Below are 26255 nucleotides of genomic sequence, written 5' to 3' on the forward strand. Positions count from 1 at the left end.
CTCCATGTTCTATTAGACTTCTTCGGAAACTCTCGCAGGCTCTCCCTCCTGCAAATCGGGTCGTTGCCGATTACCGGGTTTAGATTTTATAACGGCATTTTCATCAGGAACATACTCCATAATGTCGCCGAAGTCGCAGCCCAAAACACTACAAATCCGAACCAAAATATCAACGTATATGTTTTCATCCTTCGATATTTTCAGAAGCGAACCGCTGCTGATGCCCGCCGCCCTGCACAGTTCGCCTTTTCTTATTTTTTTGTCGATCATCAGTTTGAATAGTTTGTTATAACTGACACCCATAACACGCCTCACGTCCTTCTAAAAGTCGAAAATCGTTTATACAAGTAATGGATTACAGTATATCATCAAATTATGACAAAAACAAGATAAAACTCGCGCGTACTCGTCGATTTTCGTGTGATATTGTGTTTCTTTACATCTAAAAGCAAAAAAGACAGGAGCCTACTTTCCTCCAAAATCATAGTTCATGTCGAAAAAATCATGTTTCATGCAGCGGACGGTTTTGCAGAAAGATTTCTGATAGATTTAACGTGGATAAATAAATGTTATTTCGTTCAATCAAAAAGGAGGAAAAACTATGAAAAAGCAATTTATGGGCATACTGCTCACTCTGTGTATGGCGCTTACCTTACTGCCGACAACGGCGTTTGCGGCGGAAGCTGTGACCATACTGTCTTACCCCGCAAAGACCGAATATACGGTTGGCGAGGGATTTGACCGAACCGGAATTAAAGCGACGGCTATTGTAGGCGGCGAAAAAAAGGACATCTCTGACGAAATCAGTTTCAGAAACTCCGGCAATGTGACGCTCAATCAAGGTACGGTATTTGCGTACATCGCAGGAAAGCAGGAGATTACCCTGCGGTGGACTGCTCCGGGCGAAAAAACAAGCCAAATCGTGGGAAAATATACCGTCACCGTCACCGGCGAATATGTTGCCCCTGAGAAGACGGCGCCCGCACCAACTGAGACTACTCATAAACTGTATGATGCGATAGACAACGGCTGGTACAGCATCCGCCTTGGCTCCATAGCCTCTGGTGCCGCCGGTTTGTGGTATGGCGCTGGGGATGACACTTTTATCAATATCGACGCCGCAGGCAACGCGGTGCTGCGCACAGTAGGCAGAGACACGAAATTCTATGTTGAAAAAAAGCGCATTGTAGACGCTAACACGGCTGAAATAACCATAAAGATGGCGGATGGACGTTATCTGGGAGTTGCGGGCGAAATTGATGACAGAGCGATGTATAAGGTCGGTACGAACCCAGTCTACCGATCAAAGCCGGATGGCGACATTGTCGGGGAGCTTCCGACAGGCACCATTCTGGAAGTGACCGAGCTCAAGGGCGACTGGGCAAAGGTAAACTATGAAGGTAAGGCGTATTATATGTGGGCTGCCAGACTGACAAAAGTGAGTGCGGGCGAGACACAGGTGGCGGCTGTGGATAAGCCTTATTTATGGCAGATAGAAATCAAGGATAGCGCTGTGGCGGCTAATGTTGTAATGCGCCCCTCCGAGAACCCCAAAATGATGGTGTTCACTCCTGAAAAAAGCTATAAGGACGGTGCGAGGGTTACCCTAACTCAACTTGTTGCGAATGTTTCTAACGTGCGTTTTGAGGACTGGGGAGTACCCGTTAGCAACACGGAAATGGCACAACTCTTCTCTGGTGTGTTCAATAATTTAAGTAAATACTATCCTGAAGAGAGCCAGGTGAAATGGACTAACGAAAGAATCACAACCCACGGACAAGCCGCTATAGATCAGTGTTACGGCTGGCGGGTCTTTACCAATCCCAATATGAATTGGAGCACGAATCCCACCTATGGGGAATTTACATCGTACCTGATCAAACTCATGGACTATAACAAAGGCCAGGTTAGCCGCAAGGTGGCTCCCTTTACCAAGGACACCATCAGGAGCTTTGCCATCGGTGGCGACACGAGCGCCAACGCAAAAATTACATGGGAGCAGGCAGCGACCCTCCAATATAAAACCATCTGGTGGGAAGAAAAAGAAAATGTGAGGTTAGGTGAAGTAAGCGGCGTGAGAGACAAAGTAGAGATTCTTCGGTTGGCCGTGCCGCCGCGGAACCTGAAGTCTTCTGGGGGGACGCCCGGACAGACACCTGCTCCGGCACCGACACCCATCAACACCGTTACGGCAACGCCTACCAATACTAAGTTTATGTTAAACGGTGCGGAGGCTGCGCTGCCCGCATACAGCATCGGCGGCAACAACTACGTTAAACTCCGGGATGTGGGCGCACTCCTGAAAACACGCTTTGAAGTGCGCTGGGAGGACGGCAAGGCGAAGCTGTATAACCATGCGGCGTACACCAAGACGAGCGGCGAGCTTACTGCAATCGGCAAAGGCGGTAAAAGTGCGACACTAAGCACCACAGACTTCGTATGGGGTGACACCGGCGCAGCAGTGACGGGGCTGACCGCCTACACCATCGGGGGTAACAACTATATCAAACTGCGGGACATCGCAAAGCTGTTTGACTTCGATGTAGACTGGCGCGACGGAAAGGCGTGGATCGAGCCTGACGTGTCGCCCTACACCGAGGACTAATTGCACCGCCTACACTTTACACTTACACTTTACAAACCAACCTCCAAAATCATGTTTCATGTCGAAAAAATCATGTTTCATGCAGCAGACGGTTTTCTGTGGCAGGGTTTTGATAGAGTGAACGCATGGGACTTTGCCCGATACAACCCAACAGAAAACGGAGGATTTAGAAATGAAAAGGTTACTGGTACTTATCATGGCGCTTGCCATGACGCTGAGCCTTGCAGCCTGCGGAGGAAACAATGCTGCTCCCGCAGAGTCTCCTTCCACACCCACACAAGTAGAGAAAACGGAATTTACAGCAGAGCAGCAAGCACTTGCGCAGGATTTTATGAGCATGGCAGAGGAATTTGATGCAATTGCTGACAGGGTAAATGCAAGCCCTGAACTTTTGGAAAATGAAGAGCTTGTCACTGCTATGAATGACCTTTCCAGTGAAATTATCAAGGCGGACGAATACTTTGCCAGTCCTGAAACGCTCACGCCTGAGATTATGGGCGCCTTGACAGTAGCCATTGAGGTAGGCCGTTCATTCATCGCTGAAGCCGGTGCCGCTTTAGAAGAAATCGGCCATTGATATTCCCTGAACACCACAAAATTAAACGAAAGAAAATGGAGGAATTTATAATGAAAAAGTTACTGGTACTTATGATGGCGCTTGCCATGACACTGAGCCTTGCAGCCTGCGGCGGCAATGCCGAACCCCCTGCATCCACACCGGAATCCACCCCCGCCGCTGCGGAACGGAAAGACAATGTAACCCCCGAGCAGGCAGCGGCAATTGTAGACATCATGGCGAAGATGGGCCCGCTGTACGAAGAAGCGGCGGCAGCGGCCACGGCAAACGGCTGGGATCAAGACGAGCTGGCGGTGCAGGAGCTGAACGCGGTATATGCTATTATGGACTCTGCAAGGGTTGGACTTGGAGAACTTGACGGATACGGAGACACCAGCACAGAGGATATTGACGCCGTTATAGAACAGTATCAGGCAATGCTGGACGAAATGCCCAACTTAGTCACTAAGTACAGCGAGCCCTACAGCAACTAATCATTGCGTTTTATCAAATGGATAAAACATAAAAAAATAATCTCATGACAAAAGCGGATGCGGAACACCCGCATCCGCTTTTGCAAAAAGGAGGAAATGACTATGCTGCCAACTTTCATCACAATCGCCGTAATTGCTGCGGTCATTGTTCTATGGATCATATCCACCCAGCGCAGACTGGTGGTGCTGGATGAGAATATCAGCAATGCCATGAGCCAAATCGGGGTGCAGCTTTCCAGTCGTTTTGATGCGCTGACGGCCCTTTTGGATTTGACAAAGGGCTACGCCAAGCACGAAAGCGAAACGTTGATTGAGACAATCAAATCCAGAAGAAGCGTCATCACGGCAAAATCCACGCCGGATGAAGTCATGCGTCAAGAAGGGGTTATTTCCGAAGCCCTTGGCAGGATTGCCATGGTAACGGAGCAGTATCCCGACCTGAAAGCCAATCAAAATTACATCAAAACCATGGATGCGGTGCAGACCTTTGAAAATATGGTGCGCACCAGCCGTCTGATCTACAACGACAGTGTTACAAAGCTGAACCGTGAAATCCGAATGTTTCCGGTCTCCATGGTCGCTGGGATGCTGGGTTTTGGCCAAAGAGAGTATCTTGTGGAGCAGGCTGATAAGACGGATATGCCCAGCATGAAATGAGGTGCCCGATGCACAAAAAAGTAAGCGGACTGATTCTATGCTTTGCCTTATTATTTACCCTCCCTCTCCCAGCTTTTGCGGCAAATCAGGTCAATACCATGGATATACAGGCGGTCATTTACGAGGATGGCTCCATGTATGTGACTCAAGGTTGGGAGGGAGATTTTAACGAGGGAACCGAAAGCTACATTCCCATGAACGCACCTGATTATCTGACTATCAGCCAGCTTACAGTCTCCGACCAAAACGGTGCTTATGAAACCGTGCCGGATTGGAATGTGGACTGGAGCTTTGAAGAAAAGGCGAGAAAATGCGGCATCCATGATACGGACAGCGGGTATGAAATCTGCTTCGGCATTAGTAATTACGGACAAAACCGTTATGCCATTGAATATAAGCTGGACAATGCGGTGGGCGGCTACAGCGACAGGGACGGGGTCAATTTCCGATTTGTAAATGATGGAATGAACACCACCCCCACCGATGTGAAGGTGGAAATCCGGTTGGCGGACGGCACGCCCATCACCGAGAAAAACGCCGCTGTATGGGGATTCGGCTATGACGGACAGGTGGAATTTGCAGATGGCGCAATTCTTGCCTACACGGAAAGTCCCATCCGTCCCGAAAACCATGTGACAGTGCTGTTTTCGCTGGAGAAGGGTATCTTATCCCCCTTACGGCAGGAATCGGGCAGCTTTGAAGAAGTAAAGGAAAAAGCCTTTGAGGGCAGCGACTACAATAGCACCGGCGAGGAAATATCCACATTTGAAGCGATTGTCACGATACTGCTGTCCATCGGACCTCCCATTGGACTGATTATCTGGCTTCGCAGGCTGAAAAGGAAACACGCAGAGAAAAAACGGCAACGGTTTACAGAGGGGTTCGGGTATTTCAGGGACATTCCAAACGACGGAAATCTGAGCGCCACCTATGCGCTGGGACGGCTGTTTGATGTGTGTGAGGACGGTGCGATTCTCTCCACAGGAATACTACGGCTGATTCAGCTTGGCTGCCTGTCCCCAATAGAAACCCAAGAAGTCGGATTTATGGGCAAAACCAAAGAAACGGTCAGTCTGCGGCTCATGGGCAGCAATCATAGCAATATGAACGAGTATGACGAGTACCTCTATACGGTATTGGAGGGCGCGGCCGGTTCGGATGCCGTCTTGCAGCCAAAGGAGCTGGAACGCTTTGTAAGTCAAAACGACAAGCTGCTGCGTACCTACATACAGAAATGCGACAGCGCGGGCAAAGCGTATTTGAGTGGGAAGCACTGCCTGAAACGGTGGAACGCATCCGCCAAGCTCACCGACCTGACCCCTACCGGGGAACAGGAGCTGGGCGAGCTGATGGGGCTGAAACGGTATCTGACGGATTTTTCATTGATTGCCGAACGAGGTGTCAAGGAAATGCCGATTTGGCGGGAGCTTTTGACCTATGCCATGCTCTTTGGTATCGCCGATCAGGTGGCGGAGCAGATGAAAGAACTATACCCGCAAATTTCTGCCGAGCTGACCGATTACAGTGGGAGCATGGCAACCGCCTATTCCTACCACTACCTACTTTACACCAATATGAAGAAAGCCGAGGAACGGCGCATACAGGAAAAGCGAAGCGGCGGAGGCGGTGGATTTGCTTCCCTTGGAGGGGGCGGCGGCTCCATCGGCGGCGGTTCGGGCGGCGGAACGAGATAATCACTTACTACATATACGGAGGAAATACATATGGGCTTATTTTCTAAAAAACCCCCTTGCCCCATCTGCGGCGGCAAGATTTCATGGTTTCTGCCAACGAAAATCGAGGGTGAATATATTTGTGATACCTGTCACGGCAAACTTGATATACAGACCGAGAAAGAACTGAATTTGACCATGCAGGACTTCAAGGAATATTTGATGTTTTACGACCAAAACAAGCTGCTAAAAGATCAGTTTGTGATTTCGGAACAGATAGACTTCGGCCTTTGGGATACCAAAATCATCTTTGATTACCAGAACAAGTGGTTTTGCATGAGCAAACAGCCGGACAAGACCGTGTTTGAAGGCAAACAGCTAAAATCCTTTACCATCAAAGAGGACAACACTCCTCTGTTTGAGGGATCGGCAGCGGGTATCCGCCGTTATGCCAGCACTGTAACCGAGCGGGTGATGGCGATGGCGCCGCAAATCGCACAGTTTGCGGCGAGCAAGCGGATGGCACGAACCCTTGACCGGTTGGACGACGGCAAAGTAAACAACTCCGCTTCGGTACCGTATTTTGATATTCCCGAACCTTTTCAGGCGTTTCACATGGAGCTGCATTTTGACCACCCCTACTGGACAGTGCTCAAATGTGATATGGACGGCCCTCGGTTTAACAACACCCTCCCGGATGTGAACAACTACCTCCGCTCCTATCAGCAAAGCATAGAAGAAATTGAAAAGTTGGCGGCGGCACTTAGGACGGTGGCCTTCCCCGGCGCAGCCGAGCAGTCTATTGGCCCCGGCATGATGGGAATGGGGACGTTACATACCAACATGGCCCCGCCTGCCGATGCCATCGAAGAAATCAAAAAATACAAGGTGCTCATGGAGGACGGCGTGATTTCCCAGCAGGAGTTTGAGGCAAAGAAAAAGCAGCTCCTTGGGATTTGAAGAAAATTGCTGTGTCTATGCGGAAGGGGGGCATGACATGACCTACGCCTGCGAGGACTGCGGCTTTTTATTCTGCCGGGTGGGAGCGGTAAAGGAATGCCCTTCCTGCGAGAAACCCCATATTCGCCTCGCCACTGAGGAAGAAGCCGATAGGCTACAGAAACTTTTGGAACAAGGAAATACAAATTTATAAATCAAGGAGGAACAGACCATATGAACAAACGACTATTAAGTATGTTTCTTGCGCTGTGCATGATAGTGTCCATGCTGCCGGTTTCGGCAATGGCGGAAGAAATACATACACCAATTGGTACAAGCGGAGAAATCACCAACTTTGCACCGCTTGCAGAAACAGAAAAAACAGTATTACTGGGCACATCCAGCGAGAATTTGGAATTGCCCGAAACGCTGACCGCCACAGTGCGGACAGCCGTGCCTATCGAGGAGGATTACGTGCAGGACTCCGGCAGCCCGGAAACGGCGACCCCCACAACGGCTGCCGAGCCTGAATGGGAAGAAACCACTGTGAATATTCCGGTGACATGGGATTCGCCCGACTATGACATGGACGCCAAGGGCGTTTATGTCTTTACGCCGGTGATAGAGGGTTACACGGTCTCTGCCCCGCTACCGGAGCTTACCGTGACGGTGGACGAAACGCTGCCAATTGCGGCGGCGCGGGGGATGGCAAGCCCCCTGCCTGCCACAACCTACAATATATGGGTGGGCGGCGTGCAGGTGACCGACGCCAACAAGGACGATGTGCTAGACGCAGCGAATTATGAGGGCGCAACCATCACCTATGACCCTGACACAAACACACTTACTCTTGACAATGCGACCATCAACGCAGCGCATAATGGGACATGGATTGACAGCGCTACAACCGCCTATTACGGCATTTATGCCGAAACTGCTCTGAAGATTGAGATGGTGGGAAGCAACACCGTCATAGGCAAAAGCCAGAGCGGCAGCGCCAGCATCGGTATCTATACCGGTGGCACGCTGAACCTTTCCGGCAGCGGCAGTCTGTATGTCAGCGGCGGCACAGGAAAATTTAGCATCGGCATATACAGTACAGGAAGTATCGCAATTGAAGGCGGAAGGGTTACGGCTGCCGGCGTAGCAGCAACCCAGACCTCCATGGCCATAGCCTCCAATGGCGATATAACGATTTCCAATGAAGGAGTAGAAGCGTCAGCGGACACATCTGCGCCTAATTCCTATGGAATGATAGCAACCAACGGTTTCGCGATTAACAATGGCGAGGTAACTGCAAGCGGGAAAACAGGATTGCACACAAACGCAGCAGAAGGCCCCGTCACAGTCTCCGACGGCCGGCTAACGGCAAATGGCTCTTTGGTAGGCATAGCCGGTGCGCTAACCGTCACAGGCGGCACGGTGACTGTCAAAAGTGATACGAAAGCGCTGGACGGAAGCTTGACGACCTCGGGCTATACGGGATGCACCGTAACCGCGGGCGCCAACAAAAACGGAGATGGTGGGGGTACGTATAATGCGTCGAGCCTTGCCAGCTACAAATACATCAAGGTGGAGCCTGCCGCCACACCGCCTGTGATTTTGATTGCCGACCGTACGGCTCTCCAATCAGCCATAGACGGTGCGACAGGCGATTTGAATTTGAAGCTTTCCGACAGTTATAGCGGCACTGGAATGGTCAAGATTCCCGACTCTTGGAACTACAACATCACTATTGACTTAAACGGCAAAACGCTTGACGGTAATTATGATAATGCCATCTTACATGGAGGCGGCGGTGTGTTGTCCATTACCGACGGTAAGGGCGGCGGCATAGTGACAAGTAAAACGACAATTGGGACGATTCGTGCAAATGATGGCAGCAAAGTGAACATTTCCGGCGGAACGGTGAGCACGACAGGTGTTAACGGTTATGCGATTTTTAGTGCTAACGCAATCTTAAATATTTCCGGCGGAACGGTGAGCGCGACAGGTAGTAACGGATATGCGATTTATAGCGCTAACACTTACGCCCAATTGAACATATTGGGCGGCACGATAAGCGCCGTCAACGGCACTGCTATTTACTTCACAAACACTACTATTTCAACTGGAGGAACTGTTGTTATTCAAGGCGGCACTAAAGCAATGGTATTTAAGCCGTTGTTGAGCAAGGACTTGCAGAGTGCGGCAAGCACTAATTATGACGGGAGCAGTTCTGTCGACTACAATTCGGAGGATATCGCAACCTACAAATACTTAAAGTTTGGGCTTGACATCACACCGCCAGCGCTTTCGGCGGGGAGCGTAAACCGCACAAGCGACACAGAGGCTACAATCGGCTTTACCACCGACAAGGCGGGTACGGCGTATTACCTTGTTGTGAACAGCGGCGCGTCCGCTCCAACGAGTGTGGCGGTAAAAGCGGGTACTTCTCTCGGTTTTGTAAGCGGAACAGTGATGGGCAAAAGCGTTACGTTGACGGCGGGGGCGAAAGATATTTATGTGGTGGTGGAGGATTCAGCGGATAATATCAGCACCCCGTTAAAAATTGAGGCGGCGTATGTCGCACCTGACACCACCGCCCCCACGGTTACTTCGGTATCGGCGCCGCCAGAGGGAGACTATTCGAACGGAAATAATTTGCATTTCATGGTAAGTTTTGACGAGAATGTGAATGTAAGCACAGCAGGCGGCACCCCCTATATTCAGCTTACAATCGGGGGAGTAACAAAGCAGGCTGTTTATTTCTCCGGCACCGGTACTCAAAATCTAGTCTTTCGCTATACGGTAAGTGCAGGCGACAGCGGAGCAGTCAGCATTAACTCCCTTGTCCTTGGCGGCGGAAGCCTTCAAGATGAGACGGGAAACAATGCGAATTTGACGCTCAATGACGTAAAAAGCACGGCCGGGATACGGGTAAATCCTCCGGTAGCGCCTACCATCACTAGCCAGCCATCCCCTCAGACGGTGAACGAAGGGCAGTCGGCTACTTTCTCGGTTACGGCGACCGGAACGGGTTTAACCTACCAGTGGCAGGTTAACACCGGCTACGGCTTTATAAACATCTCGAACGGTGGCGTATACAGCGGTGCCGCGACGACAACGCTGACTATCACAGGGGTAACCGCAGGGATGAACGGATATCAATACCGCGCCGTCGTCAGTGGCACTGTATTGCCTGCTGCTACCTCAAATTCAGCCACGCTAACGGTTACGGACACAAGGACGGAGTTGACCTCTGTATTCATCAGCGACACCACGCCCACATTCGGAGATATTCTTTCCGCAACAATCAATCCAAGCACAGCGACCGTCACATACAGCTGGAAAGCGGACGGTTCACAAGTAGGGACCAGTGCGACTTATGAGGTCAAGGCTGCCGACATTGGCAAAACAATCACCCTAACCGTAACAGGAACAGGCGCATATAAAGGCACAGTCACAAGCTCTGTGACCTCTGCGGTTGCTGCAAGGGATTACAGCGTTACGGTGGATTCCACCAAGAGCGTGGTGCAGGGGTCGGGATTATCCGCCCTTCCCACAGCAAACGCAGGAGCGGTAAACGGCACGCTGACATGGTATTCGGACAGCGGATTCACAAAGGCGGTCACTGACCAAAACGTCCGCGCGTTAGTCGTTGACAGTGTCGTCACGGTGTATTGGAGCTTTACCCCAACCACAGCAGGCTATGTTACAACACCCAAGACAGGGGAGTGCGTGGTGACAATCGTCAGCGGCGCGGCGCAAACACTCTCCTTTGCGGAAAGTACAGTCACAAAAACAGTGGGAGATCCCATATTTACAAACGCACTCACCCACAGCGTTGGAACAGGCATGGTAATCTATTCAAGCAGCAATACGAGCGTTGCCACGGTGCATCCCACAACCGGCGAAGTGGCGATTGTCGGTGCGGGAACCACAACCATTACGGCAAATGCGGCAATGGTTCCGGGGGTGTATGCTCCGGGCAGTGCGTCGTTCACCTTGACTGTCAATAATGCACCCATAAAAACCGTGTCTGTCGGCTCACAAAGCGGCACAGCTACTGCTGGAACGGCGGGGAGCTTAGCCTATGCTGTGACGACGGCGAATATCTCAGGCGGAACATACGCCGTAAGCGTGGCAAATCTGCCGACAGGCGTAACCGTCGGCAACAGCGGCAATGTGACAATTTCGGGCAACAGCGGAACGCTGACTTTGACCGTCGCAGATACGGCGGCAGCGGGAACGACCGGCACACTGGTGCTGACGCTTGACGGCGCAACCTCTGCGGCGTTCAGTATCGTAATTGGTGAAACCACACCTAACCTTTCCGCCACCGATGTCACCCTTGACGCCGTTACCGTAGGTTATATGTCGTCCAACTACAAATCTGTCGTCATCACCAACAGCGGCGATTCGCAGGCGACTATTAGCAATGTGACAACTGACCGCCCATCCGTGTTTTCGATACATTCTGGCCAATCCTTTGTTGCTGCCAACGGCAGCATCAACTCATGGCAAATAAGGGCTGCAACGGGTCTTTCGGTGGGCATACATACCGCCACCATCACCGTCACTTATGACAGCGGACGCACCGCAACGGCAACAGTTTCCATCACCGTAAACGCAGTAGGCAACTACACCGTCACCTTCAACCCGAATGGAGGCACGGTCAGTGAAACATCACGCTCGGTTGCACCCGGTACGGCGGTAGGGGCACTCCCGACACCGACACGTTCTGGCAGTTACAGCTTTGACGGCTGGTATACGGCGGCCAGCGGCGGAACTCAAATATCTGCAAGCACAACCGTCAGTGCAAATGTGATCTACTATGCCCATTGGACTTACACCGGCGGCGGTGGCTCTGGAAGCGGCGGCGGAAGCTCCTCAAACGACAACAGCAGTCCTGTCACCGTCACCCCACCCGCACCGGACAAGCCAAATTCCCCTACACAGGGGGAAATCAAGGTTTCCGGCACAGTGGACAGTAAGGGCAATGTCACAGTGAACATTTCCGATAAAACTGTGATCGATGCCTTTGAGAAGGCTCTGGCGGACGCCAAGAAAAACGGCAACGAGCAAAATGGAATCACGGTGATCCTCCGTGTTGATACCGGCAGCAAGACCGGCTCTCATGTTACGGTCAATCTGCCTAAGACCGTGCAGGACACTATCATTAAAAAGAAAATCGTCAACACCATTGTGGTAGTAGATAACCCCGACATCCGAATCGGCATGGATTTGGCTACCGTGCAGGAAATCAACAAGCAGGCAAAATCGGATGTCAACATCACCGCCACCCGTGGGGACAGTAGCAAGCTGACCGGTGATGCGAAAAAAGCCATCGGTAGCCGCCCGGTATTCGACCTCAAGGTGAACTACGGTAACGGCAAGGTAGTTAGCAGCTTCGGCGCAGGCAGCGTATCGGTAACTATCCCATATACCCTGGGCGCAAATGAAAAGGCTGGGAATGTGCAGGCTGTGTATGTAGACAGCAAGGGCAAGGTGCATTGGCTCACAAACTCAGTCTATGACAGTGTGGCACAGGTACTGCGTTTCAGCACCGATCATTTTTCCACCTACGGCATCGGCTATAAACAGGCCAACACGGCATTTACGGACATTGCGGCTCATTGGGCAAAGGAAGATATTGAGTTTGTGGTGAGCCGTGGATTGTTTAGTGGCACTTCCAACACTACCTTCAGCCCGAACACCGCCATGACAAGAGGAATGTTCGTCACAGCGCTGGGACGGCTGGCAAACACCGATGTGAGCGGCTACGCAAAGAGCAGCTTCACCGATGTGAAGAACGATGCTTACTATATGGGCTACATTGAGTGGGCAAGCAAAAATAACATTGTAAACGGGGTTGGCAATGGAAGGTTTGCCCCGGATCAGTCCATCACCCGTGAGCAGATGGCGGTCATTATGAGCAACTATGCCAAGACCATCGGTTATACTCTGCCGAAGGTTCATATCGAAAATATCTTTACAGATAATGCTAAAATCAGCACCTACGCCAAGGAAGCCGTGAAGCAGATGCAAATGGCAGGCGTAATCAGCGGGAAAAACGGCAATCTCTTTGACCCGCAGGGTACAGCCACAAGAGCCGAGGTGTCTGCTGTACTGCGCCGCTTTGTGGAGCTGGCAATTTCCAGCGACACGGCGCAGGGCTGGTCCATGAACGATTCCGGTAAATGGATGTACTTCAAGGATGGCAAACCCCTCACCGGCAAGCAGGACATCGACGGGGCGACCTATACCTTTGACCAGTACGGAGTGACAGCGGATGTTCCGAAAAATCTGCGGTACACCACCTACACCGTGCAAAAGGGCGACAGCTTCTGGAGCATCTCCCGCAAGCTGGGCTGCCCCATGAGCGAGCTGGAACGACTGAACAACAAGAGCCGGTTTTTTCTCATCCTCCCCGGCGATGTACTCAGAGTACCAGAGAAGTAAACTGGAACAACAAATCAATAAAGCTATGGGCAAACCCGGCTAAAGCCGGGGACGCAAAGCCGAGGGTCTAAGGTATCTTAGGATGCTATGATAGTCTGGCTGCTGACAGTTAAGCAAAGCCTGCCTTCATACTCGGAGGGCAGGCTTTTGCGGTTTTTAACGGATGCTTTAGGTATCAGGGTACCGGCTTTCGCTATGGCTATGGCGAGAGAGGTATCCATATGAAAATATACCGCTTTTATCCCTTTTCGAGGTGTAAATAGAGCAAGAACATCCGATACATATTCCTATTCAAACCTGCAATTTAATAGTGTATACCTAAAAAAGTCAGTATTTTGCCATGGGCATAGTGCTGACTTATTTTTTTCGACAAAATTTCTGCTTGTTTTACAATATATCCCATTTGAAGGCTCTTACAGTAGCCTTTCTGCACAACCACGATGCCGTTCCCCACCCTCCGATCTGTTTTCGCATTTCAGCAAAACAGATCGGAGGAAAGGAATTTGAAAAATTATAAAGACAGTGATTATGCCTTAAATAAATTTAGCGATGGCATTGTCTACCGTTTCGCAGATCGCATTGTAGAAATCACGCTGGAGGATTACCTTGCGGAGAACCCCGGCAAGACGGCACAGGACTTTTTGGAGCTGAAAGACTTGTCGGATGAAATCTATCATGAGCAAGTCACACATGAAAATCGGACAAGCCGCTTGGATGTGAGCATCAACGGGCTGGAGGAAACAGAGCAGCTTGCCGCACCACCCCTTGATTTGGACTTGATACATAAAAACGATACCCAAAAAGCCAAGGAAGCCGCAAGGCGGCTGCTGGACAGTGGAGAATTGACCGAAATCCAGCGGCGCCGGTTTATTCTGCATTTCGTAGAGGGCTTATCCTACCGGCAGATTGCCCATCGTGAAGGAGTACATTTCACCTCTGTCCACGGAAGCATAGAGGCAGCTACGGCAAAGCTACAAAAGTTTTTTGAAAGAAATTAAACTTGTGTGTAGGAATATGACAAATATCAGAGAATGTTTGACAAAGGGAAATTCCCTCTTTTGTCGCTGCCCATTCATCCTCTATCTTCCGTTATTGTATTCTTCCGTAAAAAGAAGTATAATAAATCTATCAGCTATTTCAATGAAAACAGGTGAAGCATATGGATTACATAACGGTCAGAGAAGCGGCAGAAAAGTGGGGTGTTTCTACCCGCTCTATTACTTATCATCTTGTGGATGGGCGAATCTCGGGTGCTGTGAAAAAGGGAAACCTCTGGCTTATTCCCATATCCGCCGAAAAGCCTACGGATTTGCGCAGGGGAAAGAAAAAGTGTGGACATTCGCTGTCTTCTGCAAGATAAAATTTATGACAGGTGAGAATATGAAAAATCGACTGACACAATTTATCAGCATATATTTTGGTCCTGCTCTTGACTTTCGGGTGCGGCTGTTCAATGTGCTGGCCATGGGCGGCACGGTCATCAGTCTGGCGATGGCACTGGTTGGAATTGCGGCAGGGGCCGGACTTGGGAATATTGCGGTGAACTTCATTTCAGCCGCTCTATCCTATGCCCTGCTTTGCTATTCCCAGCGTACTGGTAGATACCAGTTGTGTTACCTCATCACCATTGCCGCCATTTTTCTGTGTCTTTTCCCGGTCATGTTCTTCACAGCGGGCGGATACCACAGCGGGATGCCCAGCTTTTTCGTATTCGCCGTAGCCTTCACCATCCTAATGTTGGAGGGGAAAAAGGCCATTGTCATGTCCCTTATAGAAATGACACTATATCTTGCCATCTGCCTGATTGCCTTTCACTATCCCCAGATGGTTAAGGGATGGGATTCCGAGGGTGATCTGCTCATGGATATCATCGTGGGCTTTGTATCAGTCAGCGCTGTGCTTGGCACAATGCTCTATCTCCACTTTAGGCTCTATAACGAACAGCAGAAAAAGCTGGACGAGCAGAACCATATCCTTGAGAGAACCAGCCGTGCAAAAACAGAATTTCTATCCAACACCTCCCACGAAATGCGCACGCCCCTCACCGTCATCTCGGTCAATATACAGACGGTGGCGGAAATTTTAGAGGACATGGGCGAAGCGGTGCAGGATGGGGAAGCGATGGAGCTGCTCCAGAACGCCCAGCAGGAGATCATGCGGCTGGCCCGTATGGTAGGCGGGACGCTGACCCTGGCCGCCATGAGCGAAAACACCGACAAGCAGGCGGTGAACCTCTCCACTCTCCTGCGCAGCAGTACGGAGATGTTTTCCCTGCATCTGCAAAAGCGGGGCAATATCCTGAATACGGACATTGCCGGGGGATTGAACGTATTCGGCAATGCGGATCTGTTGGCACAGGTGGCGGCAAACCTCCTGCAAAACGCAGGGGCCCATACCCAGCAGGGCGATGTTACGCTAAAAGCGGAGAAATCAGGGCATGAGGTGCGTGTTACGGTAACGGACACCGGCGCGGGCATTTCCGCAGAGCTGCTGCCCCGTGTGTTTGAGCGGGGCGTTTCCACCGGAGGCACGGGCTTCGGCCTGTACCTGTGCAAAACCGTTGTGGAATCCCACGGCGGCCGGATTTGGATTGAGAGCACGCCGGGAAACGGCACGGCGGTAACCTTTGCCCTTCCCACCTATGAAGGGCAGTTTGGAGGGGAACGGGTATGAGCGCAAAACAGATTTTACTGGTGGAGGACAATGAGCAGATCATGCAGGGTAATGAGCGTCTGCTGAAACGGCGGGGCTATGAGGTTGTCACGGCGCTGACCCTTTCGGATGCCCGCAAAGCGGTGGGAGCACAGATGCCCGACCTCTTTGTTCTGGACATTATGCTGCCCGACGGCAGCGGGCTGGACTTTATGCAGGAGCTGCGGCAGTATTCGCAGACGCCGGTTCTTCTGCTGACCGGGCTGACCACATCGGAGGATATTGTGCGGGGTCTCACAGCGGGAGGTGACGACTATCTCCCCAAGCCTTATGACTTCGGGGTGCTGCTGGCCAGAGTGGAAGCCCTGCTGCGCCGTGCGCAGCAGGTGCCGGAGCGCATTCAAAAGGGGCGGCTCTGCCTTGATGTGACGGCTGATGTGGCAACCCTTGACGGCGCAGACCTGCTGCTGACCCAAAAGGAATTTGTCCTGCTGCTGATCTTTGTGCAGAATGAGAAGCGTTTTATCCATTCGGAATATCTGTATGAAAAGGCATGGAAACAGCCCATGGCGGGCGATAGTCAGGCACTTAAAAAGACCGTTTACCGCCTGCGGGAAAAAATCGAGGGCAGCGGATGGCACATTGACTGGTCCCGTGGCGAGGGGTACTGTTTCGAGAAGGAATAGCGGCTTTGAAAAAAAATATTTGTGGCGAGAGTGACAATTTTGGAACTCTCGCCACTTTTTATTTTATCCCATATTAAACTAAAAGGGCAGGAAACAGACAGCTTTGGTCTGATGACTTGTGTTCAGACAGGAGGTGGTTATGGAAATGCGGTATGAACAAACGGGAACCGGACAGCCCCAAATTATCCGGGTCGAGGCGTTTGACGGAGACACCTTTGGTATTACACTGGACAGCGGGCACGCCATCCTGCTGGAGCTGGGGCACAGGATTAGGGAACCGGCCTTTGCCGCCCTCATCGAAAGCGGAGGCTTCTGCAAACCCTATACCGACGGCAAGGCAATCTGCTGGCCCGGAGGGGTATCCATCGCACTGGAGGAGATTTTGTCGATGCTTCTCTCCCCCGGCGATGTAACACGAAACCAAAATCAAGAGGAGGATTTGAGATGAGACGAACATGGAAACAAATCGGCAGTCTGTTTTTGGCGTTCTGTATGGTGTTTACTATGCTGCCAACGATGGCCTTTGCCGAAACAGGTGATGTGGATTCCGGCGCACCGCTTGGAATGAGCGGAACCATCACCGCCTTTGCGGAATTGGGCACCGATGTGGCGAACCAGACGGTGGAAGCCGGTACAACCGAGGATGCATTAAATCTGCCGGATACGCTGACCGTTACTGTCACCACCGGCCCTGCTGTTGCTACCGCAACGGACAGCGACGCACAGCAGCTCGAAACACGGGAAACAGAAACCGCCGTGGCGGTGTCTGGCTGGACTTCCGATCCGGCTTATGACGGTGATACGGTGGGGGACTATGTGTTCACCCCCACGCTGGATTTGCCCGAGGGCTTGATGCTGGCGGGAGGTGCTACCTTGCCGACCGTTACCGTGACGGTGCGGGAAAAATCCGCCGCGCCGCAGGCACGGGGCATGGTCGGGGCATTGGGTGTCGGTACAATCACCGGAACCATGAGTGTCGGCGGTACAACGGTCTCCGACCTTACACAAGACAGCAACGGCACAGGCTGGACGTGGGAGGCCGAGTCCGCCACCCTGACGTTGGGCAGCAGTTATCCAGGCGATTTCATAAAATTTGAATGCGATGGCGCCGATACCATCAACCTGGTATGCAACGGCACTGTCACGGTTAACAAAGGCGATACCTACGCAATACAAAGCTGGGGTAGCCTCGTCATCAAAGGCGACGGCCCGCTTACGATTTCCGACGGCGGCATAACGGCGTCTAAGGATATCGTCATCTTGGGGGCGATGGGGAATATCAGCGGCGCCAGCGTCGGCATTTCTGCCGGCGGCAGTGTTACTATCTCCGGCACGGTGGGCGATATTACGTCCATGGCGTACACGATTTACGCAAATGGAGACATTACCATTTCAGACGGCGGCGTTGTGGGCAAGATCGGCGCGGGAGGCACCGGCTCCAAAAGCGGCACCCATGGAATTTACGCGGGCGGCAGCGTTACCATCAACGGCGTAGCAGGTGATATTTCAGGCAAATCCTATGGAATCTACGCAAAGGGCGGCAACGTTTTCATCAACGGCGCAACAGGAGCGATTAGTAGTGCATACGGATCACTTTCAGGCGATTCCGCCATTCGCGCAAGCGTTGGCGTTGCCATCAACGGCACAACAGGCGCGATCAGCTCCAAGGGCGATTACGGTATCTACGCAGAATCAGGCGCGGTTTTAATTGCCGGTAAAACTGGCGATATCACCGGCATGAAAGCCTTCGGCATTTTAGCGGAAGCGGGCGGTATTACAATTCCACCTGGCGCTGTTGTGGGCAAGATCGCCGGAGCTCAAAGCGGCATCGAAGCAGGCGGCAGCGTCACAATCGGCGGCAAAACCGGCGATATTACAGGCATAGCCGGCAGCACCTTTGGCGGTGGTATTCAAACAACCGGCAGCATCACAATCACAGGCGAAACGGGAGCTATTACCAGCACGCACGCCAGCATCCCGGCAATTGGCGCAGGCGGTGATGTTACAATTGTCGGCAGTGTGGGTGAGATTGCAGTCATCACCTCCAGCAGTGGTGGCGGCTACGGTATTCTGGCGCTCGGCGGCATTCACATCATCAACTCTGTTACGGTAAGCAGCTTTAATGGCGCGTTCAATAAAGCCCCCGCCACCTTACCACCCTCTTCCTATACAGCCACCTGGAGCGACAACCCGAACGGCTCCGCCTCTTCCACTAGCAGTACCTATGTATGGAACGCCAGCCACAAGTATGTAAAAATTGAGAAGGACAGCGGGATGTCCGCCCCCACGGTGTCGGGCTTTCGTGCTGAGCGCACGGATGCGGATAAAGTCAGCTTTTTCTTCACACCCAGCACCACCGGGAAATATGGATGTCAGATTGAGAAAAAAGGAACACCCGCACCGACATTTTTAGGTATGTTCCATGATATCACTGCTATCGTAGAAATCTGTATCGACGCAAAAGAGGATGGCGTCACCGCCTCCGATATTCTCGTGGTGTATCTGCAAATCGAGAATGCGGAAGGCGTAAAGAGCCAGATATACTCCCTTGAAGTTCCGGCATACACACCGGCGGTAGACGCCGCGGCGCCAAACATCACCGGCCAGCCTATTGGTGCAATCTATGATAAAAATGCGCCAGCCGCCGCCCTGTCTGTGGCGGCAAGCGTAACGGACGGCGGAACCCTCTCCTATCAGTGGTATTACAATCTCAGCAACAACACGACCAGCGGGAGCATGATTGGCGGCGCAATCGGCAGCAGCTATACCCCGGACGTCTCTTCTGTTGGAACGGTCTATTACTACTGCGTGGTGACCAACACTAACAGCAGCGCAACCGGAAATAAAACTGCCGCGGCGACCAGCAATACCGTCGCTATTACGGTGAATGCGCCGGGCGGCGCAACCACCATCTCCGAAGTCGCCGTCATCGATGTAGGCGAGCCTGTGGGCGGCGAACAGAACGATATCCGCGCCAATGTTCCGAATGATGCCAAGTATGGGTTGGGTGGGAAAGATTGGTTTGATGTGGCTACAGGCAACTATTTGACCGAAGGTGAAAAATTTGTAGCGGGCAAGCAATATTTATATGAGGTACGTGTGATACTAGATGCAGGATATACCCTTGCCCCTGGTTTCACCGCAACTATCAACGGCAAAGCGGCGACAGTGTATGATACCAGCCCCAGCGGAAGCGAGAGTAACATCTACTGTGCCTTCACAGCAAAGGATGCCTCCGGCGGCATGCTCGATGCCCAAACACCCAACATCACCGGCCAGCCTGTCGGCGCAACCTACACGCAGAATGCAGTGGCTGTACCTCTATCTGTGGCGGCAAGCGTAACGGACGGCGGCACACTGTCCTATCAGTGGCACGGCAATAGTAATCCAGAGAAGGGTGGCATAATCCCCGGCGCGACTGGGAAGACCTATACGCCGTCTACATCGGCAGTGGGTACGATGTATTATTGGTGCATCGTGACCAATACAAACACCGCCGTAGGCGGAAACAAAACGGCAACGATCTACAGCAATCAGATTTCTGTTACCGTACAAAAAGGCGGAAGCTCCGACAACGGAAATGGCGGCAATTCCGGTGGTGGCGGTTACACACCCCCTGCCACAATGCCGACCACACCCCAAGCAAAGCCTAATCAGCCGGTAACGGCAGAGGCTCCTGTGGCGGCGACTGCGGGCGCAAACGGCACAGCCAGCGCATCCATCCCGGAAAAATCAATCACTGACGCCATTGCCAAGGCACAGGCCGATGCAAAGGCGCAGGGCAAAACCGCAAACGGAACCTCTGTTGCGCTGAATGTCACCATGCCGCAGGGGGCAACTTCCCTGACAACAACCCTGACCCAAAGCTCTCTGAACAGCCTTGTGAATGCTGGAGTAACCAGCTTTGAGATAAACGGTGCGCCGGTTTCTCTCGGACTTGACCTGAATACCCTCAAGGAAATCCAGAAGCAGAGCGGCGGCAATATTACCATCAGCATCGCCCCGGCGACAGGGCTTTCCGGAGAAGCAAAGACCCTCCTTGGAAACAGGCCGGTATATAACATTACCATCAGCTATGTCAAGGACGGCAAACCCGTGAACATCACCAGCCTTGGCAGCGGAACATCGACCCTTTCCATCCCCTATACACTGGGCAAAAATGAGGCTGTCGGCTACCTGTTCGGCGTGTATGTGGACGCAAACGGCAAACCGGTCCGCATCGACGGTTCGGCCTATGATGCAAACAGCGGAAGCCTGCTGATCCCCACCGGCCACTTCTCGGTGTACGGCGTGGGCTACACGGCTCCAAGCGTTAAGTTTACCGACATCAGCACCCATTGGGGCAAGGAAGCCATTGATTATGTGGTCGGCAGAGGACTTCTCTCCGGTACATCGGAAACTACCTTTGCGCCCGACACCGCTATGACGCGTGGGATGCTGGTAACGGCTCTCGGCAGACTGGCAAATGTGGATACCAAAGCGTACACCACCAACAGCTTCACCGATGTGAAGGCAGACAGTGCGTTCCGTCCCTACATTGAGTGGGCATATAAAAAGGGCATCATTCAGGGAATTGGCAACCAGCAGTTTGTGCCTGACAGGGCGATTACTCGTGAGGAAATTGCGGTCATCTTCGCAAACTTCGCCAAGGCTACCGGCTACACCCTGCCCGTGACCTGTGAGGCAACCTCCTATGCGGACGTTTCCAGCATCGGCAGCGTGTACAAAACGGCAGTAACAGCCATGCAGCAGGCAGGCATCATGATGGGTGGCAGCGGCAACAGGTTCAACCCGAAAGCCAGTGCCACCCGCGCGGAGGTTTCCTCCATGCTCCACCGCTACATCAGGCTGACCATCGACCCCGCCACGGCGCAGGGCTGGGCGAAAAAAGACGCCGGACAGTATCTCTACTACAAGGACGGCAAAGCGCTCACTGGCACACAGACCATCGACGGCGTAACGTATTTCTTGGGTACCGATGGCACTCTGAAAACCGGTTGGGTGAAGGACGGCGGCAACTGGAGGTACTATTCCGGTAACAAGGCTGCCGTGGGTTGGCTGGACATCAGCAACAAACGCTACTACTTTACCAAGGACGGCAACATGATCTCCGGCAAATGGCTTCAGATTGACGGCAAGTGGTATTACTTCAACGCCGACGGTACGCTTGCAAGAAGCACCAAAATCAACGGCTACGAGGTTGACAAAAATGGCGTAAGAAAAATGAAGTAAGAACAACAAATCAATAAAGCTATGGGCAAACCCGGCAAAAGCCGGGGACGTAAAGCTGAGGGTCTAAGGTGTCTTAGGACGCTATGATAGCCTGGCTGCCAAAAACCGCAAAGGGTCTGCCCTCTCTCAAGAGGGCAGACCCTTGCCATTTCTTTACGGCTTTTGACGGATAATTTGGGGTATCAGGATACCGGCTCTCATTGGACTATGGCGAGAGAGGTATCCATATGAAGATATTCCGCTTTTATCCCTTTTCGAGGTGTAAATAGAGAAAGAACAAACTATACATATCCCAGTTCAAACTTACAATTTAATCATGTAAACCTAAAAAAGTTAGCATTTTGCCAAGGGCGAAGTGCTGACTTTTTTTTGATAAATTTCCTGTTTGATTTACAAATTACACCACATCCAGAGTTGTGTCGTGATATTTCTGCTAATCCACGGTGCCGTTCCCCACCCCCGATCTGTTTTCGTATTTCAGCAAAACAGATCGGAGGAATGGAGCATGAAGAATTATAAAGACAGTGATTATGCCCTAAATAAATTCAGCGAGGGCATTGTTTACCGTTTCGCAGACCGCATTGTAGAAATTACATTGGAGGACTACCTTGCAGAGAACTCCGGCAAGACAGCACAGGACTTTTTGGAGCTGAAAGCCTTGTCGGATGAAATTTATCATCAGCAAGTCACACATGAAAATCGGACAAGCCGTTTGGATGTGACCATCAACGGATTGGAGGAAACAGAGCAGCTTGCCGCACCACCCCTTGATTTGGACTTGATATATAAAAACGATACCCAAAAAGCCAAGGAAGCCGCAAGGCGGCTGCGGGACAGTGGAGAATTGACAGAAATCCAGCGGCGCCGGTTTACTCTACATTTCGTAAAGGGCTTATCCTATCGGCAGATTGCCGGTCGTGAGGGAGTGTATTTCACCTCTGTCCACGAAAGCATAGAGGCAGCTACGGCAAAGCTGCAAAAATTTTTCAAAAAAATTTAATTTCATACCCCTACACCCCCCTGTTTTTTTGACATTGGGTGAAAGGACTTCCAAATATCCTTTCGCCTGAACATTGAAAACAGAATATGGGTGTGATGGGTACATCACCGGCAGGGAGAGCGACACGCTGGGACACGCCAAGACGAGGGCAATGCCCTCTGAGCGATTATGTCTGCGGCAGTTACGCCCTGTGGTGGGACGGATTGCGACGATCCCTGCCGGTTATCATGGTACTTCTACTTTGAACGCTTCACCGCATTGAGTAGCCCGGCAGACGGCCGGGAAAACGCATCACCCTCGTTTGAGATAGAATGAGGGGCGGCTTTTATGGAGTCCGGCAACACCAGCCGGATCGCCTGTCACACCTTTGCTTTGATATAAAAATCTATCGTGCTCTATCGGAGCGATAGAAACCATGCGGCGGAACAGGTCTTTTGAGTCATCAAACTTTCAAACCGTTTCCTGATTCCGCCGCATTCTTGTGTCGCTCCTTTAGGCAAGCAAAGGAGGCAAAACGATATGAACCAACCTGTCTTTATGGCAGATATTCAAAATAAGATTTGCGAAGCAGGCTTAATTCGGCAAGAGGAACGCATTGTACTGACAGCCGAAAATTGCGTGCTTTTGGAATACTACACCGGAAAAACATACAGCTACCGCATGGTGGAGCTTACCACCTTAAAGGCAAAGCGGCTCTTTTCCAAAGCGGCGCCGCTGAATGAAAGCGGATACCAAAAAGCAATGGAAAAAGTGCTTTCGCAGGCAGGATCGGAACCGGAAAACATATTTTCCATCAAGCCTGCCATTAGAGCAAAAAATCTTCTGGAACACATTTTTTCAAACATCCTGCCGGAACATGGTATGGACTTTCGGGAAAATCAGGCGGCTCTTGCGCTGGAAATGCTGGAGTCCTTGCAGGGAAACCGGCTGGCGCTCTGTGAGGCCGAGGTGGGTACAGGAAAAACTCATGCCTACATATTGGCAGTAACGGTCCATAACCTATTCAGCAACAATAAGCTGCCGACCATTATCTCTACTTCCACCATTGCGCTGCAAAAGGCATTGACGGAGGAATACATCCCTCAGATTTCCGATATTCTGATGGAACACCGTATCATTGACCAAGCCCCTGTCCTTTGTGGTTCGCAAGGGGAAATCCCATTATGCCTGTGACAGCCGGGTAAAGGGGTATCGTTCCTCTATCGCACACAATGACCGCCATGAGGACGAGGAACTGCTTTCTGTCCTGACCGGACTTTTCACCGGAGCCTGCCCCCTTGATTTGGATAAGCTCCCTTTAACGGACTATGTGAAATCCTGTATCAATGTGGAGCGCTGCCATCTGAACTGCCCGCTGTCCTCGGTCTGCCGATACCGTGACTTTATACGCAAAGCGCAGACCCTTGTTTATGACTTTCAGATTGCCAATCACAACCTTGTGCTGGCTGATGTACTCGGCAGGAAGAACGGGAGAAGGTCCCTGTTCCCGCCCCGTGGAGTATTGATTTTCGACGAGGCTCACAAGCTCCTTGATGCCGCCCGGCAGATGTACGGCATGACATTGGAAAACGTGGAGCTGGAACGGCTGGTGGCAAGCATTTACCATGCCATCGGCGCAGGCAATCCCGATAAAGCGGAGATTGTCAGGCTGTGCGAAACCATGCAGGAACAAAATGCCCTGCTCTTTGAAGCCCTGCGCTATGCCGCAGGCACAGGCTATGAAAAAAACTGCTATGCCGTACAGATTGACTTAAACTGCATACGGGCTTTGAAAACGCTGATGGCTGCGCTGCGCAGGCTGTCAGTGCTTTTTTATACGACCTCCCGTGAGAAAAGGGATCGGTATGACCGGCTGGTGAACCGCATGGAACAGCAGGAAACCAAGCTATCCATAATGTTTCATCATGCCGGTTCTATTCTTTGGCTGGAAATGACCGGGGCGGCGGCCTGCCGGGTCTGCGCGCTGCCAAAGCAGCTTAATTTTCTATTATCGGAGGATATTTGGCAGGAAGAAATTCCGTATATCCTGACCTCCGGTACGCTCTCTGTGGGGGGCGATTTTTCACATTTCAAGCGAAATAACGGAATTATACTGGCGGAGAAACGCCGCATCTTTGAAACCAGCAAGGCTTCTCCCTTTGATTATCCAAACCATGCCCTGTTGTATCTTCCGCAGGATATGCCGCTGCCTTCAGACAAAGACAGCAGTTATTTTCAGGCGGTGGTCAATCGGCTGGTAGAGCTTACCCGCGCGACCCATGGGCATACCCTCATTCTGTTTACTTCTTACCGCATGATGGAGCAGGCGTATGGCGAGTTGTGCGGACGGATCACTTCATTTCCCTTGTTCCGCATGGGCAAAGGCCGTCTGGACGCTATCGACGCTTTTCGTAAAAGCGGAAACGGTGTCCTCTGTGCCAGCGACAGTGCCGGAGAGGGCATTGACCTTGCCGGGGATATTTTATCTTCCCTCATTGTGGTACGGCTGCCGTTCCCTGCTCCTGATCCGGTGCTGGAATATGAAAAGACCCTGTACTCTGACTTCTATGGTTATCTGAACAAAGTCATCGTGCCGGGTATGCTCATCAAACTGCGCCAATGGTTTGGCCGGGGCATCCGCAGAGAAACGGATACCTGTGTTTTTTCTATCCTCGACAGTCGGGCGAGCAGACGATACCGGAATGATATATTGGCGGCTTTGCCTGATATGCCTGTAACGCATCAGCTATCTGATGTGAACCGCTTTATTACGGTTAAGAAGTCGGGCGCCTACTTTGAATGAGCGGGCGCCCGTCTTTTTCTCAAGAAAAAGGACGGAGCCTATTCATTGCTTTTTTCGCTCGGCTGTCACCTGACAAGCTGAACCGGAATACACTGTATCAGGGCGGTAAGGCAGGGAGCCTTATCGCCCTATGCCCCGAAAGGAGTGATTGGGTGGACTCTTTACCAAACATAGATTTTGAAGCGATGAAAAACATAGACATCCGAACGGTCAACCCGGATACTCTGGTTGACATTAACGATACGAAAGTCAATGCGAAATTGCCCAAGGAGGAACGAATACTGGATTTTATCCAGCAGATTAAAAATCCATATTGCTACAAGTGTGGAAAAGTAGTAGTCAAAATCAGCTTTAACGATACCGATGCCACGCTGGAGGACAGGATGGAAAGTTTTTTGAGGATGATGTGATATGGGTGAGTTGCTTCGGGCAGAGCCTGACCGTGTGGGTTCGGATAAATGGTAATATTGTCTGGACGCATCCTGAGAGGGGTGCTATAATTATACATGGACTAATATTAGCGAACGCCCATTGA

At 51.6% G+C, this 26255-nt stretch carries 19 protein-coding genes, 1 pseudogene and 2 riboswitches; of the genes and pseudogenes, 18 read left to right on the forward strand and 2 right to left on the reverse strand.

What is annotated here, in order from left to right:
- Positions 1-102 precede the first annotated feature (102 nt).
- Positions 103-303: pseudogene (locus NBX03_RS05940) on the reverse strand (helix-turn-helix domain-containing protein); the annotation flags it as partial.
- Positions 304-601: 298 nt separating this feature from the next.
- Here NBX03_RS05940 and NBX03_RS05945 point away from each other — a divergent pair.
- The 8 genes from NBX03_RS05945 to NBX03_RS05980 all read left to right on the forward strand — a co-directional run bounded on the left by NBX03_RS05945 (position 602) and on the right by NBX03_RS05980 (position 13368).
- A complete protein-coding gene (locus NBX03_RS05945; RefSeq protein WP_250229836.1) occupies positions 602-2605 on the forward strand; it encodes an SH3 domain-containing protein in 2004 nt (667 codons plus the stop codon).
- Between the two features lie 172 nt (positions 2606-2777).
- Positions 2778-3182, forward strand: coding sequence for a hypothetical protein (locus NBX03_RS05950; RefSeq protein WP_013274102.1), 405 nt, complete (start codon positions 2778-2780; stop codon positions 3180-3182).
- 50 nt (positions 3183-3232) lie between these two features.
- Positions 3233-3655, forward strand: coding sequence for an acid shock protein (locus NBX03_RS05955; protein WP_250229837.1), 423 nt, complete (start codon positions 3233-3235; stop codon positions 3653-3655).
- A gap of 102 nt (positions 3656-3757) precedes the next feature.
- Positions 3758-4312 carry a LemA family protein gene (locus tag NBX03_RS05960; RefSeq protein WP_250229838.1) on the forward strand — a complete coding sequence of 185 codons (555 nt, stop codon included), beginning with the start codon at positions 3758-3760 and terminating at the stop codon, positions 4310-4312.
- An 8-nt stretch (positions 4313-4320) separates the two neighbouring features.
- Positions 4321-6006, forward strand: a complete 1686-nt coding sequence (locus NBX03_RS05965) for a DUF2207 family protein (RefSeq protein WP_250229839.1) — start codon at positions 4321-4323, stop codon at positions 6004-6006.
- Positions 6007-6036: 30 nt separating this feature from the next.
- Complete coding sequence (locus NBX03_RS05970) at positions 6037-6945, forward strand: DUF4428 domain-containing protein (protein WP_250229840.1); 909 nt, start codon at positions 6037-6039, stop codon at positions 6943-6945.
- 37 nt (positions 6946-6982) lie between these two features.
- Positions 6983-7138: a hypothetical protein gene (locus NBX03_RS05975; RefSeq protein WP_250229841.1), complete on the forward strand. Its 156-nt coding sequence runs from the start codon at positions 6983-6985 to the stop codon at positions 7136-7138.
- 20 nt (positions 7139-7158) lie between these two features.
- On the forward strand, positions 7159-13368 hold the full coding sequence (locus NBX03_RS05980; RefSeq protein ID WP_250229842.1) for an S-layer homology domain-containing protein: 6210 nt from the start codon (positions 7159-7161) through the stop codon (positions 13366-13368).
- 18 nt (positions 13369-13386) lie between these two features.
- A riboswitch (cyclic di-GMP riboswitch) is annotated at positions 13387-13475 on the forward strand.
- Here the strand turns inward: NBX03_RS05980 and NBX03_RS05985 are convergent.
- A complete protein-coding gene (locus NBX03_RS05985) occupies positions 13446-13589 on the reverse strand; it encodes a hypothetical protein (RefSeq protein ID WP_250229843.1) in 144 nt (47 codons plus the stop codon). It overlaps the preceding riboswitch by 30 nt.
- A 282-nt stretch (positions 13590-13871) precedes the next feature.
- On the opposite strand from NBX03_RS05985, the gene NBX03_RS05990 reads away from it, so the two are divergent.
- The 10 genes from NBX03_RS05990 to NBX03_RS15945 all read left to right on the forward strand — a co-directional run bounded on the left by NBX03_RS05990 (position 13872) and on the right by NBX03_RS15945 (position 26130).
- Positions 13872-14366 carry a sigma factor-like helix-turn-helix DNA-binding protein gene (locus NBX03_RS05990; RefSeq protein WP_250229844.1) on the forward strand — a complete coding sequence of 165 codons (495 nt, stop codon included), beginning with the start codon at positions 13872-13874 and terminating at the stop codon, positions 14364-14366.
- Positions 14367-14527: 161 nt separating this feature from the next.
- Entirely contained in the window at positions 14528-14728 is a 201-nt protein-coding gene (locus NBX03_RS05995; RefSeq protein WP_250229845.1) for a helix-turn-helix domain-containing protein, read from the forward strand.
- Positions 14729-14733: 5 nt separating this feature from the next.
- On the forward strand, positions 14734-16041 hold the full coding sequence (locus NBX03_RS06000) for a sensor histidine kinase (protein WP_250229846.1): 1308 nt from the start codon (positions 14734-14736) through the stop codon (positions 16039-16041).
- Positions 16038-16706 carry a response regulator transcription factor gene (locus tag NBX03_RS06005; protein ID WP_250229847.1) on the forward strand — a complete coding sequence of 223 codons (669 nt, stop codon included), beginning with the start codon at positions 16038-16040 and terminating at the stop codon, positions 16704-16706. The genes NBX03_RS06000 and NBX03_RS06005 overlap by 4 nt, the downstream gene beginning before the upstream one ends.
- 139 nt (positions 16707-16845) lie before the next feature.
- A complete protein-coding gene (locus tag NBX03_RS06010) occupies positions 16846-17154 on the forward strand; it encodes a hypothetical protein (RefSeq protein WP_250229848.1) in 309 nt (102 codons plus the stop codon).
- Complete coding sequence (locus NBX03_RS06015) at positions 17151-21938, forward strand: S-layer homology domain-containing protein (protein ID WP_250229849.1); 4788 nt, start codon at positions 17151-17153, stop codon at positions 21936-21938. The genes NBX03_RS06010 and NBX03_RS06015 overlap by 4 nt, the downstream gene beginning before the upstream one ends.
- A 14-nt stretch (positions 21939-21952) precedes the next feature.
- Positions 21953-22041, forward strand: a riboswitch (cyclic di-GMP riboswitch).
- 402 nt (positions 22042-22443) lie between these two features.
- A complete protein-coding gene (locus NBX03_RS06020; RefSeq protein ID WP_250229850.1) occupies positions 22444-22938 on the forward strand; it encodes an RNA polymerase sigma factor sigma-70 region 4 domain-containing protein in 495 nt (164 codons plus the stop codon).
- Between the two features lie 519 nt (positions 22939-23457).
- On the forward strand, positions 23458-24111 hold the full coding sequence (locus NBX03_RS06025; RefSeq protein WP_250229851.1) for a hypothetical protein: 654 nt from the start codon (positions 23458-23460) through the stop codon (positions 24109-24111).
- The gene (locus NBX03_RS06030; RefSeq protein WP_250229852.1) at positions 24056-25720 is read left to right on the forward strand and encodes an ATP-dependent DNA helicase; all 1665 of its coding nucleotides are present in this window, start codon (positions 24056-24058) and stop codon (positions 25718-25720) included. Before NBX03_RS06025 ends, NBX03_RS06030 begins: the two co-directional genes overlap by 56 nt.
- Positions 25717-26130: a DUF6870 family protein gene (locus NBX03_RS15945; RefSeq protein WP_323373263.1), complete on the forward strand. Its 414-nt coding sequence runs from the start codon at positions 25717-25719 to the stop codon at positions 26128-26130. The genes NBX03_RS06030 and NBX03_RS15945 overlap by 4 nt, the downstream gene beginning before the upstream one ends.
- The last annotated feature ends 125 nt before the right edge of the window (positions 26131-26255 follow it).

Source organism: Anaeropeptidivorans aminofermentans, assembly GCF_940670685.1.
Taxonomy (GTDB): Bacteria; Bacillota; Clostridia; order Lachnospirales; family UBA5962; genus Anaeropeptidivorans; species Anaeropeptidivorans aminofermentans.